Raw genomic sequence first — 12,332 nt, forward strand, 5'->3', positions numbered from 1 at the left:
CCGCCGCTCCCTCCGGCACTGCCGCCCCGTCCCGCTCCCGGCCCCGTATCGGAGTCGCGATCGAGTGTGTGGCGTCCCCGGCCCGCCCACCGGCCCCGGGCCCACCGGGCGGTCAGCCGCCCCGCAGACGGGAACGACACGCCGTTCAGGCGGGCGATCGTCTCCAGGAGCGCGTCCTCCTGCGGGGACCCGGTCTCCGGGGAGATCTGGCGGAACCACGCACGTTGTCCGTAGGGACCGGTCCACTGGCGCACCGCCGCCTCGAGGTCGTGGAGTTGGACGCCCCGTTGCCGACGCCCCGTCCACACGTCGGTCAACGCCCGGCCCATCTCCGCGTGCCAGAGCAGCGGGGGCAGGTCGTCGAGGACCACCGCCACCCCCACGTGGTTCACGGGGGAATTGGTCAGGGTCTGGATCAGCCGGTCGGCGGTCGTGCGCCCACGGAACAACCACAGGTCCCCGGTCCGGGTGCGGTGGGCCGCGGCGGCCAGCGGGACGGTGTCGAGACTCATGGTGCGATCCTGCCAGGTGCCCCGGCGAGAGGATCTACCCTTGACGCCATGGCACCCCGCGGACGGCAGTGGCTCAAGATGGTCGGCGCGGCCGGGGTGGTCGGAGTGGCCGCCACCGGGATCCTCGCCGCACGGACCGAACGCCGGCGGCAGTCGTACGAGCCGGAGGAGATCCGGGAGCGACTGCACCAGCGCTACACCCGCATCCAGTCCCGCCGGGAGGGTGGCACGGCCTGACACCCGGATCGATCCACACACCGGGTCCCGATACCCTGGCGGACACCATGTCGACGTCTCCCGCGCCCGCCCCCGAACTGCGCCGGGCCCGGCACGATCTCCTGGTCCGGCTCGACGACGTCGGCATCCTCGACGCCCACCGGTTCCGGTCGCGGATCCGCAGGGCCCGCGCCGACCAGTTGGACGACCTGGGCGGGCAGATCGACGCCGCCGCCGCTCGTCTGCGTCGGCGTGCGGAGTCGGTTCCGACCCCGGAGTATCCGGAACAACTGCCGGTCAGCGCCCGTAAGGACGAGATCGCGGCGGCGATCCGCGACAACCAGGTCGTGGTGATCGCCGGCGAGACCGGATCCGGGAAGACCACCCAGATCCCCAAGATCTGTCTGGAACTCGGCCGCGGCGTGCGCGGGATGATCGGCCACACCCAGCCCCGCAGGCTGGCGGCCCGGTCCGTCGCCGAGCGCATCGCCGAGGAACTGGGGGTGGAGACCGGCCGGCTGGTGGGGTCGGCCGTGCGCTTCGACGACCGTACCGGTGCCGACACCGCGGTCAAACTGATGACCGACGGGATACTGCTCGCCGAGATCCGACGGGACAGGCTGCTGCGCGCCTACGACACGATCATCATCGACGAGGCCCACGAACGCAGCCTCAACATCGACTTCCTGCTCGGCTACCTCCGGCAGATCCTGCCCCGGCGGCCGGACCTCAAACTCATCATCACCTCCGCCACGATCGACCCCGACCGCTTCGCCCGCCACTTCGCGGATCCGGCGGGCCATCCCGCCCCTGTCATCGAGGTCTCCGGTCGCACCTTCCCCGTGGAGATCCGGTACCGGCCGCTCCAGGTCGACCACGCGGACCGGACCATCGACCTCGACCCCCTGGACGCGCTCGCCGATGCGGTCGGCGAGCTCCTGGCCGAGGGTGACGGCGACGTACTCGTCTTCCTCTCCGGCGAACGCGAGATCCGCGACGCCGAGGAGGTGCTCCGGGGGCGGAAATTCAAGAGCACCGAGATCTTTCCGCTCTTCGCCCGACTCACCTCCGCCGAGCAGCAACGGGCCTTCCGTCAGCATTCGACCCGGCGCGTGGTCCTGTCGACCAACATCGCGGAGACCTCGGTGACGGTCCCGGGGATCCGCTACGTCGTGGACACCGGCCTCGCCCGGATCTCCCGCTATTCGACCCGCACCAAGGTCCAGAGGCTGCCGATCGAGCCGATCTCGCAGGCCTCCGCCGCACAGCGCGCCGGCCGCTGCGGCCGCGTCGCCGACGGCATCTGCATCCGTCTGTACTCGGAGGACGACTTCGACTCCCGGCCGGAGTTCACCGACCCGGAGATCCTGCGCACCAACCTGGCGTCGGTCATCCTGTCGATGGCCGATCTCGACCTGGGAGCCGTGGACGACTTCCCGTTCGTCGAACCACCCGACCGCAAGGCCGTCCGAGACGGCATGACGTTGCTCACCGAGCTCGGGGCGCTCCGGACCGACGACGACGAACGCCCGCACCTGGCCAGGGTGGGCCGCGACATGGCGTCCCTCCCCCTCGACCCGCGCCTGGCCCGGATGGTCGTGGAGGGCCACCGAAACGGCGCCCTGGGGGATGTCCTGGTCGTGGTCGCGGCCCTGACCGTGCAGGATGTCCGCGAGAGGCCCGCCGAGGAGCGCGACAAGGCGGACCAGCTCCACCGGCGCTTCGCCGACAAGTCCTCCGACTTCCTGGGCTACCTCAACCTGTGGCGCTACCTCACCGAACAGCGGCGCGAGCTCTCCGGCAGCGCGTTCCGGAAAATGTGCAAGGCCGAGTACCTGCACTGGTTGCGGATCCGCGAGTGGCAGGACCTCACCGCCCAGTTGACCAGCATGTGCCGCGAGCGGGGCTGGCATCCACCGTCCGGTCACGCCGCGGAGGACGACCTCCACAAGGCGATCCTCTCCGGACTGCTCACCAACGTCGGGATGAAGGACGAGGACACCAGGGAGTTCCGCGGCACCCGCGGTATCCGCTTCCAGGTGTTCCCCGGTTCCGATCTCGCCCGCAAGCCGCCGCGATGGATCATGGCCTCCGAGTTGGTCGAGACCTCCAGACTGTGGGCCCGGGACGTCGCGCGCATCGATCCGGTGTGGATCGAACAACTCGGGGGGCATCTCGTCCGCACCCAGTACTCAGAGCCGCACTGGTCCGACGCCCAGGGCGCGGCGATGGCCTACGAGAAGGTGCTGCTCCTGGGGCTGCCCGTGGTCGAGGCGCGTCGCATCCTCCTCTCCAGGGTCGACGCACCGCTCGCGCGGGAGATGCTCGTCCGGCACGGGATCGTCGAGGGACGATGGACCACCCGCATCCCGGTGATCATGGAGAACGCCGTGGCCGTGGAACAGGCGCGGGAGCTGGAGACCCGCAGTAGACGCCGCGACCTCGTCATCGACGACGACACCCTGGTCGGGTTCTACCTCGAGCGGCTCCCCGAGGACATCACCTCCGGCCGCCACCTGGAATCGTGGTGGCGTAAGCAGGGCCGGGAGGACCCGGATCGTCTGCGTCTTCGCCCCGAGCAGATCCGCACGTCGGACACCGCCCCGGCCGCCTCCGAGTTCCCGCCGATCTGGCGCCAGGGCGAGCGGGACTTCGAGCTCAGATACTCGTTCGACCCGGGGGTCGACTCCGACGGCATCACCGTGCGGGTCCCTCTCCCCCAGCTGTCCTCGGTCGCGACGTCCGGCTTCGAGTGGCTCGTCCCCGGCCTGCGCGAGGAGCTGTACACGGAGATGCTCCGGACGCTCCCCAAGTACCTGAGGCGTCTGTGTTCCCCGCCCGCCGAGTACGCGGCACTGCTGGCCGGTGACCTCGCCCCGCGGTCGGCACCGCTCCCCGTGGCGCTCGCCGCCGCGCTCTCGGCCCGCATAGGCACGACCGTCGAGCCCCGCGAGTTCCACCCGGAACAGCTCCCCGACCATCTCCGCATGCGTTTCGAGGTGGTCGACGGTGACGAGGTCGTCGCGGCCGGTACGGACCTGGGAGCACTACGCAGTCGGTTGGTGGACAAGGTCCGTGCCACGCTCAACTCCAGACTCGTCCCCGATGACGGACCTCATCGGGCGTGGACCGCGGACACGATCGGGGACCTGTCGCCCTCGATCACCGGCACGGTCGACGGTGTGGAGGTGACGGTCTACCCGGCCCTGCAGGTCCGCCCCGACGGCATCCACCGGATCGCCTGCGCCACAGAGACGGAACGTCGAGCCGCGCAGACGACAGCGGTACTGACCCTGATCTCAGCGGACCTGATCTCGGCGGCATCGATAGTCCGGGGTCGTCCGGTCGAGCAACGCCTCGCGCTCACCCAGTATCCCCACGAGGGTGCCGATGGACTGGTCTCGGACGCGGCGCTGGCGGCGTGCGGGCGGCTGATCGCCGGACGCAGAGGAGAGCCGGTACTCACCGTGCACGACTTCGACGAGGTGCGCGCGCGCGCCCGATCCGAGGCGCCGGCCGCCATCACGGCCTCGATCTCCGCCGCCCTTCCGGCGTTGGTCGCCGCGCAGTCGGTCTCCGCCCGGCTGGACCAGGTACCACGCGACCTCGCGGACGACGTCAGGCCCGCTCTGGACTTCCTCGTGGGAAAGGGATTCCTCGCCCGACACCCGGCGGAGGTCCTCCCGCAACTGGAACGCCACGTGAGGGCGATCGACCTCAGGCTGGACCTCGCGGAGAAGTCACCGTCGAGGTACCGGGAGCTCGCCGCCCGGTTGGAGAAGTCGGAGGCCACTGTCGCGGAGGCGACGGCGGCGCTCCGCCGACGACCGGGTGGGGCGCGGGCAGCCCGGGATCTCCGGTGGATGTTGGCCGAATACCGTGTCGGCCTCTTCGCGCAGTCTCTGGGTACCGCGCGCCCGGTCTCCGCCGAGAGGATCGAGAAGGCGGTCGCCGCCGCGCTCTCCCGGCGGAACGCGCGTTGAGCCCTCACACCGCCCGTACACAGGAGCCGATCCCGGTGCGACGCGGAGACGACCGGGACTAGTGAGCAGCGTGCCGTTCGCGAAGGGCGATGATCTCGCTCTCGAAATCCGCAGCGGAACTGAATTGTTTGTACACGGAGGCGAATCGCAGATACGCGACCTCGTCCAGATCTTGTAGAGGCCCCAGGATCGCCAGCCCGATCTCGTGAGCGGGGACCTCTGAGGCGCCGCCGGCCCGGACAGCGTCTTCGACCTGCTGCGCGAGCCGCCGGAGCGCGTCCTCGTCGACCGACCTCCCCTGGCACGCGCGTCGCACACCGCGGACCACTTTGTCGCGGCTGAAACGCTCCGTCACACCGTTGCGCTTGAGGACGGTCAACAACGGGGTCTCGAGGGTGGTGAACCGGTGTCCGCAGTCGGGGCACTCGCGTCGACGCCGGATCGCCTGCCCTTCGTCGACCGACCGCGAGTCGATCACCCGTGAGTCCTCGTGGTGACATATGGGGCAGTACATTCCAGCTTCGCCATTCGTCGACCTGGTCCGAACCGCTCCGCCGGCCGGAGCCGACGGCGGTGCGGGGGCGACGGGCCGCCGTCCCGGGTCCATTCTAGGAGGCGATACCGTGGGTCACGCGTAGGCGGGCCCGCCCAGGAGTGCCAATGCGAGCAGCATCAGGATTCCGAAGACGATTCCACAGGCCACCAGAGCCCACGTCGGCACATCGTCCACCACCGGCGCACTCGACCTCGCCTCGCTACCGCATGCCCTGACCCTTTCCGCGGACGCGGGGCGGACGAGCACTCGCCGTCCGGGCGCCACCGACCGCGTGGCCGTCTGGCGCCCCCGGTCGAGCGTGCGGATGACGGGACGGGCCCCGGCATCAGGGCGGGGACGCACCCTGGACGAAACGGGCCGGTCGTGATCGGTCACGCAGACCTCCGTCCAGGGCACGGAGGGACGCGATCGTGGCTGCATCTCCATAACGGTCATGAGAACTCCCAACTCGATACGGTGTGCGAACCTCATTCGCACGCCCGTGTGCCTTGGTGTGCACATCTGTTCGAACCCGAACCTGCCTAGAGTTGTATCACGCGGGTCCGACAGAGTCGACATTCGTGGCGACATTTCTTCGAACACCTGTGTGGCGCTCACGTCCGACGGGCAGTAGGGTGTACACAGATAGCGACGTCGAACACCCATTCGCCGAAGGGACCCCCACATGCCCAAGCCCGACTTCGAGGCCCTGACGACCCGCCAGAAGAGCGTTCTGTTGCACATCCACGACACGGTCAAGGACCGGGGCTATCCCCCGAGCATCCGAGAGATCGGTGACGCCGTCGGTCTGCAGTCGACCTCCTCGGTGGCCCACCAGTTGCGGACGTTGGAGAAGAAGGGCTTCCTGACCCGTGATCCGCACAAGCCGCGGGCGGTCGACGTCCACGGCGTCCCGGGGCAGCGGTCCCGAGGTCGTCGCGCGCCCGTCCAGGAGGAGACGCGTCCCAGCGGGGCCGTGGAACCCGTCTACGTCCCTGTCCTGGGGCGGATCGCGGCCGGCGGTCCGATCCTCGCCGAGCAGGCGGTGGAGGAGGTCTTCCCCCTCCCCTCCGACCTGGTGGGTTCCGGGGACCTGTTCATGCTCAGAGTGGTCGGCGAGTCGATGATCGACGCCGCGATCTGTGACGGGGACTACGTGGTGGTGCGCCGTCAGAACGTCGCGGACAACGGCGAGATCGTGGCGGCGATGATCGACGGGGAGGCCACGGTCAAGACTTTCCGCCGGGATTCGAGCGGGGTGTGGCTCCTGCCCCACAACCCGTCGTTCAGTCCGATTCCCGGGGAGCACGCGACGATCCTCGGAAAGGTCGTCACGGTCTTCCGCAAGCTCTGAACCGGCCGGAACCGGGTGTCGCCTGATCCGTCGACGGGGTCAGGCGACACCGTCACGGGATCCGGGGACCCGATACTCCCCGAGCTCTCCGGCCACGGAGGCCGGAAGCCGGACCACGATCCTCGTGCCGTCCTTCGTGTGATCCTCGTCCACCACGGCGCCCTCCGCGTGGACACGGGAGACCACATCACCCCGGGTGAACGGGATCTCGAGTGTGACCTCCGTGTCCCCGGAGGCGACCACCCGCATTATTCGGTCGAGGAGCTCGTCGAACCCCTCACCCGTCGCCGCCGAGACGAAGACCGCGTCCGGCAGGGCGTGGTGCAGTTCCGTCAACACCACCGGGTCAGCGACGTCGACCTTGTTGATCACCACGAGTTCGCGGGGCCTCTCGGCCTTCTGCTCTTCCACGACGTCGTTGATGACGGTGCGGACGGCCTCGATCTGGCGCAGGGGGAAGGCGTCCGATCCGTCGACCACGTGCAGGAGCAGCTCGGAGTCCACGACCTCCTCCAACGTCGAGCGGAACGCCTCGACGAGCTGGGTCGGGAGGTGTCGGACGAATCCGACCGTATCTGTGAAGACCACTACCCGCCCGTCGGGGAGCTCGGACCGCCGTGTGGTGGGGTCCAGCGTGGCGAACAGTGCGTTCTGGACCAGTACGCCCGCACCGGTCAAGCGGTTGAGCAGGCTCGACTTCCCGGCGTTGGTGTACCCGGCGATCGCGATCGACGGCACCGGGGTGGCGCGACGGCGATGCCGCTTGGTGTCCCGGGCCTGCTTCATGCCCTTGATCTCACGGCGCAGTCTCGCCGTGCGCTCCCGGATTCGGCGGCGGTCCGTCTCGATCTTGGTCTCACCGGGACCACGGAGTCCGACGCCTCCGTTGCTGCCCGCCCGGCCACCCGCCTGCCGGGAGAGTGCCTCACCCCAGCCACGCAGTCGCGGGAGCATGTACTCCATCTGCGCCAAGGACACCTGGGCCTTACCCTCACGGCTGGTCGCGTGTTGGGCGAAGATGTCGAGGATCAGCGCGGTGCGGTCGATCACCTTGACGTTGACGACCTTCTCGAGCGCGATGAGCTGACCCGGCGTGAGCTCGCCGTCGCAGATCACCGTGTCCGCCCCCGTCGCGGTGATCACGTCCTTCAGGGTCTTGGCCTTCCCCGAACCGATGTAGGTGGCGGGGTCCGGCTTGTCGCGGCGCTGGATCAGCGCGTCGCAGACCTCGGAGCCTGCGGTCTCGGCGAGCTGTGCCAACTCGGCCATCGCGGCCTCCGCCTGGGCGGCGGTGCCCTCGGTCCAGACCCCGACCAGCACGACCCGCTCGAGGCGGAGTTGGCGGTACTCGGCGTCGTTGACGTCCTGGAGTTCGGTCGACAACCCGACGACCCGGCGCAGCGAGGAGCGCTCCTCGAGCTGGAATTCTCCGACCGAAGGGTCATGGTCTCGTGTGGCCCGGTCAGGGGCGGTGTCATCGATAGTCATTCACCGGCATCATCTCACAATTCCGGTCGGGACGCCTCCGTGCGGCGCGCGGGTAGCGGTCGCCGGTACCGCCCCTCGGCGACGATCACGGACGGCCCCGTCAGAGTGGAACCCACGCCGGTCAGGGCCACCGCGACCTCTCCCCCGGGAACGGACACCACCACGTCACCGGTGGCCTGTCCGGCGTCGGCGAGGGCCGCGACGGCCGTGGCGACGATTCCGGTGCCGCAGGACATCGTCTCCCCGGATCCTCGCTCGTGGACGCGCATCGACACCCGACCGTCGGTGAGCGGGGTGGCGATCTCCACGTTGACGCCGGCGGGGAAGAAGCCGGTGTCGAACTCGGGCGCCTCGTGCACCGGCAGTTCGCGCAACCCGTCGGCCCCCAGGCCCGGGACCACGCACGCGAGGTGGGGGTTACCCATGTCGACGGCGAGTCCGGCGTACACCCGGCCACCGAGCTCCACGGACGAGACCCCGAAAAGCCGGGGCTCGCCCATGTCCACACGGACCACGGCCTGGTCACCGTCATGGATCAGAATATCGGCGGGCCGAGGACCGGATCGTGTGCCCACGGGGATCCGGCCGGCCCCGACCCTGCCGGTCGCCACCAGGGCGTGGGCGAACACCCTGACCCCGTTCCCGCACATCTCCGCGATCGATCCGTCTGCGTTCCGGTAGTCCATGAACCAGTCCGCGGCGTCGACGCCCTCCGGGAGGACGGCGAGGACGCCCTGGTCGACCAGTGCACCCGCGGTGGCGATGCGCAGCACCCCGTCGGCGCCGAGGCCGGCCCGTCTGTCGCAGACGGCGCGCACCAGGTCCTCGTCGAGGTCCACCTCCGCGTGGTCGTCGGGCAGGACCACGAAGTCGTTGAGCGTTCCGTGCCCCTTGATAAAGGCGAGGCCGTCGAGAGTGGCGGTCGGGGGCGCGGGTGTCATGCCATCAGATCCTAGCCAATCCGACCGCCGTTCCACGCTGCGGAAAACCCGGATGATCCCTCGGCAGGGGGGCACTACAGTCGGAGGCGAGAACGGTCCCTATGTGAGGAGAGCATCGATGTCCGAACGCATCACCGTCGGCGACGTCCAGGTCGACGAGGTCCTGTACGACTTCGTCAACACCCAGGCGATCCCGGGCACCGGGGTCGATCCCGACGCGTTCTGGGCGGGAGTCTCCGAGATCTTCACCGACCTGGCCCCGCGCAACCGCGAGCTGCTCGCCGTCCGCGACGACCTGCAGTCGAGGATCGACTCCTGGCACCACGAGAACCCCGCCCCGATCGACCCGGCCACCTACCGTGCGTTCCTGCAGGAGATCGGCTACCTGGTCCCGGAGCCGGACTCCGTTCAGGTCAGCACCCAGAACGTGGACGACGAGATCGCCACGGTCGCGGGCCCCCAGTTGGTCGTGCCGATCATGAACGCGCGTTTCGCGATCAACGCCGCCAACGCCCGGTGGGGTTCGTTGTACGACGCGCTCTACGGCACCGACGCGATCCCGGAGTCCGGTGGGGCCGAGCAGGGGTCCTCCTACAACAAGGTCCGCGGGGACCGCGTCATCGCCTGGGCCCGCGAGTTCCTCGACGACGCCGCGCCGCTCGACTCCGGCAGTCACGTCGGCACCACGGGCTACACCGTGGTGGACGGCCGACTGCAGGTGACACTCGCCGACGGGGCGACGACAGGCCTCGCCGATCCCGCACAGTTCGTCGGCTACCTGGGCGACGGCGCCGCCCCGACCTCGGTCCTCCTGCGCAACAACGGCCTTCACGTGGAGGTCCAGATCGACGCCGACTCACCGATCGGATCGACCGACTCCGCCGGCGTCAAGGACGTTGTCCTGGAGTCCGCCGTCTCCACCATCATGGACTTCGAGGACTCCGTCGCGGCCGTCGACGCCGAGGACAAGACCCACGGCTACCGCAACTGGCTGGGTCTGATGAAGGGCGACCTCTCCGAGGAGATCAGCAAGGGCGACAAGACCTTCACCCGCGTCCTCCACGACGACCGGGTCTTCACCGCGCCCGACGGATCCGGCGAGGTCCGGCTCCACGGCCGCTCGATGCTCTTCGTCCGCAATGTGGGGCATCTCATGACCACCCCCGCGGTCCTCGACGCGGACGGGAACGAGTTGCCCGAGGGCATCCTCGACGCCCTGATCACCTCGCTGGCGGGCATGCACGGCATCGCGCCGGGCAACGAGCGCGGCAACAGCCGCACCGGGTCCATCTACATCGTCAAGCCCAAGCAGCACGGCCCGGCCGAGGTGGCCTTCACCACCGAGCTGTTCGGCCGGGTCGAGGCGCTCCTCGGTCTGCCGGAGAACACCCTCAAGGTGGGCATCATGGACGAGGAGCGGCGCACCTCGGTCAACCTCGCCGCCTGCATCGCCGAGGCCACCGATCGCGTCGTCTTCATCAACACCGGCTTCCTCGACCGGACCGGGGACGAGATCCACACCTCCATGGAGGCCGGCCCGATGATCCGCAAGGGTGAGATGAAGTCCGCCCGCTGGATGACCGCCTACGAGGACTTCAACGTCGACACCGGCCTGGCCTGCGGTCTGCGCGGTCGCGCGCAGATCGGGAAGGGCATGTGGGCCAAGACCGGCCTCATGGCCGAGATGCTCGCCGAGAAGATCGGGCAGCCGAGGGCCGGCGCCAACACCGCGTGGGTGCCGTCGCCGACCGGCGCGACCCTCCACGCGACCCACTACCACCGGGTGAACGTGATGTCCCGACAGGAGGAACTCCTCGCCGGCGGACCGCGCGCGAGCGTCGACGACATCCTCAGCGTCCCCCTCGCGACCGACACGAACTGGACCGACGCCGAGAAGAAGGAGGAGGTCGACAACTCGTGCCAGACCATCCTCGGTTATGTCGTCCGGTGGGTCGAACAGGGCATCGGCGTCTCGAAGGTGCCGGACATCCACGACGTCAACCTGATGGAGGACCGCGCCACCCTGCGGATCTCCTCGCAGATGCTCGCCAACTGGATCCGTCACGACATCATCACGGCCGAGGACGTCGAGGACTCGTTGCGCCGGATGGCGGAGATCGTCGACCAGCAGAACGCCGGTGACGAGGCATACCGGAACATGGCGCCGGACTTCGACTCGTCGATCGCCTGGCAGGCCGCCCGCGAGCTCATCCTCGAGGGGACCGGGCAGCCCTCGGGCTACACCGAGCCGATCCTGCACCGTCGCCGCCGCGAGTTCAAGGCCGCCAACGGGCTGTAGAACGGCCCCGCCGCGAAGCCCCGGAAGGATCCGCTGCCCGCACACCGGGATCCGCTCCCCCCACAGGGGTAGCGGATCCCGGGCCGGGGCGGCGGATCCTTCCGCGTCAGGGGTGCAGGTCCGCGACGGCCGCCCTGAGCACCCCGACGGCGGCGTCGCGGCGCTCCTCGGTGAACCTCGCCTCGGGCCCCGACGCGGACACCGCGACCGCGGCGTCCCCGACCCCCACCGTGATCGCGACACAGCGGACGCCCTCCTCCTGTTCCGACTCGTCGGTGGCGAACCCCACCCTGCGTACGCGGGCGAGCTCGTCCAACAACCGGTCCGGGTCGACGATGGTGGCATCCGTGTACCCGGGCATGCCGGTCCGTTCCAGCATCGCGCGGACCTCGTCGTCGTCGTCCCGGGCGACCAACGCCTTCCCCACCGCCGTGCAGTGCACGTGCACCCGACGGCCCACCTCGGTGAACATCCGCATCGAGTGCGGCGACGGGACCTGGGCGAGGTACACGACACCGTCCCCCTCACGAACGGCGAGGTTGGCGGTCTCGCCGGTCCCGTCGACCACGGCCGCGAGCACCGGCTGGGCCCACGACCACGTCGCCCTCCCCGCGACCTCGCCGATCCGCTGCAATCGGGGGCCGAGCAGATAGTCGCGGCGCGCGTCCCGGCGGAGGTGACCCGACTCGGCGAGCGTCCCGCACAGCCGGTGGACGGTGGCCGCGGCCAGACCCGTGTCGGCGCACAGCTCCCCGAGGGACGCGCGGCCGCCCCGCCGGGCCAACGAGTCGAGGAGGGCGAACGCCCGGTCGACCGACTGGACGCGGGTGCGGCCGGGGTTCGAGGCGCTCATCGCGGAGCCTCACCGAGGAGCTCGAGTGCTGTCTCCACAGGGGTCCGTCCACCGCGGGGCGTGCCGTCGACCTGGCGGGTGTCGGTGTCGATCCACCTGATGCGGTGATCACGCCCGAACCACGACCGCTGCCTGCGCACGTACCGGCGGA

Annotated in this window: 9 protein-coding genes and 1 pseudogene; 4 read left to right on the plus strand and 6 right to left on the minus strand. The window is 69.8% G+C overall.

Annotated elements, in window-relative coordinates; translation table 11 throughout:
• Positions 1–512: hypothetical protein (locus tag G6020_RS08680; RefSeq protein WP_206682219.1), on the minus strand; the 512-nt coding region annotated here is incomplete at its 3' end.
• Between the two features lie 48 nt (positions 513–560).
• On the opposite strand from G6020_RS08680, the gene G6020_RS08685 reads away from it, so the two are divergent.
• Together G6020_RS08685 and hrpA are read left to right on the plus strand one after the other, a co-directional pair.
• The gene (locus tag G6020_RS08685; protein WP_179525403.1) at positions 561–749 is read left to right on the plus strand and encodes a hypothetical protein; all 189 of its coding nucleotides are present in this window, start codon (positions 561–563) and stop codon (positions 747–749) included.
• 47 nt (positions 750–796) lie between these two features.
• The gene (hrpA, locus tag G6020_RS08690; protein ID WP_182610344.1) at positions 797–4,711 is read left to right on the plus strand and encodes an ATP-dependent RNA helicase HrpA; all 3,915 of its coding nucleotides are present in this window, start codon (positions 797–799) and stop codon (positions 4,709–4,711) included.
• Between the two features lie 58 nt (positions 4,712–4,769).
• On the opposite strand, the gene nrdR is transcribed toward hrpA, so the two are convergent.
• Entirely contained in the window at positions 4,770–5,225 is a 456-nt protein-coding gene (gene nrdR, locus G6020_RS08695; protein ID WP_179525405.1) for a transcriptional regulator NrdR, read from the minus strand.
• A gap of 706 nt (positions 5,226–5,931) precedes the next feature.
• Here nrdR and lexA point away from each other — a divergent pair.
• Positions 5,932–6,600, plus strand: coding sequence for a transcriptional repressor LexA (gene lexA, locus G6020_RS08700; protein WP_182610345.1), 669 nt, complete (start codon positions 5,932–5,934; stop codon positions 6,598–6,600).
• Between the two features lie 39 nt (positions 6,601–6,639).
• Here lexA and hflX read toward each other — a convergent pair whose 3' ends face one another.
• Both hflX and dapF read right to left on the minus strand, forming a co-directional pair.
• Positions 6,640–8,088: a GTPase HflX gene (hflX, locus tag G6020_RS08705; RefSeq protein ID WP_182610346.1), complete on the minus strand. Its 1,449-nt coding sequence runs from the start codon at positions 8,086–8,088 to the stop codon at positions 6,640–6,642.
• A 14-nt stretch (positions 8,089–8,102) separates the two neighbouring features.
• A complete protein-coding gene (dapF, locus tag G6020_RS08710) occupies positions 8,103–9,029 on the minus strand; it encodes a diaminopimelate epimerase (RefSeq protein WP_182610347.1) in 927 nt (308 codons plus the stop codon).
• Positions 9,030–9,147: 118 nt separating this feature from the next.
• Here dapF and G6020_RS08715 point away from each other — a divergent pair, with 118 nt between their 5' ends.
• On the plus strand, positions 9,148–11,328 hold the full coding sequence (locus tag G6020_RS08715; RefSeq protein ID WP_182610348.1) for a malate synthase G: 2,181 nt from the start codon (positions 9,148–9,150) through the stop codon (positions 11,326–11,328).
• Between the two features lie 106 nt (positions 11,329–11,434).
• Here G6020_RS08715 and G6020_RS08720 read toward each other — a convergent pair whose 3' ends face one another.
• Positions 11,435–12,181, minus strand: coding sequence for an IclR family transcriptional regulator (locus tag G6020_RS08720; RefSeq protein WP_179525411.1), 747 nt, complete (start codon positions 12,179–12,181; stop codon positions 11,435–11,437).
• Positions 12,178–12,332 (minus strand): annotated as a pseudogene (locus G6020_RS17000) (tRNA (adenosine(37)-N6)-dimethylallyltransferase MiaA); the annotation flags it as partial. The gene G6020_RS08720 and the pseudogene G6020_RS17000, both read right to left, overlap by 4 nt.

Source organism: Dietzia sp. B19 (assembly GCF_014145155.1).
Classification (GTDB): Bacteria; Actinomycetota; Actinomycetes; order Mycobacteriales; family Mycobacteriaceae; genus Dietzia; species Dietzia natronolimnaea.

Coding starts and splice junctions, on each gene's coding strand:
- G6020_RS08685 (WP_179525403.1), top strand. CDS start 561: ATGGCACCCCGCGGACGGCAGTGGCTCAAGATGGTCGGCGCGGCCGGG.
- hrpA (WP_182610344.1), top strand. CDS start 797: ATGTCGACGTCTCCCGCGCCCGCCCCCGAACTGCGCCGGGCCCGGCAC.
- nrdR (WP_179525405.1), bottom strand. CDS start 5,225: ATGTACTGCCCCATATGTCACCACGAGGACTCACGGGTGATCGACTCG.
- lexA (WP_182610345.1), top strand. CDS start 5,932: ATGCCCAAGCCCGACTTCGAGGCCCTGACGACCCGCCAGAAGAGCGTT.
- hflX (WP_182610346.1), bottom strand. CDS start 8,088: ATGACTATCGATGACACCGCCCCTGACCGGGCCACACGAGACCATGAC.
- dapF (WP_182610347.1), bottom strand. CDS start 9,029: ATGACACCCGCGCCCCCGACCGCCACTCTCGACGGCCTCGCCTTTATC.
- G6020_RS08715 (WP_182610348.1), top strand. CDS start 9,148: ATGTCCGAACGCATCACCGTCGGCGACGTCCAGGTCGACGAGGTCCTG.
- G6020_RS08720 (WP_179525411.1), bottom strand. CDS start 12,181: ATGAGCGCCTCGAACCCCGGCCGCACCCGCGTCCAGTCGGTCGACCGG.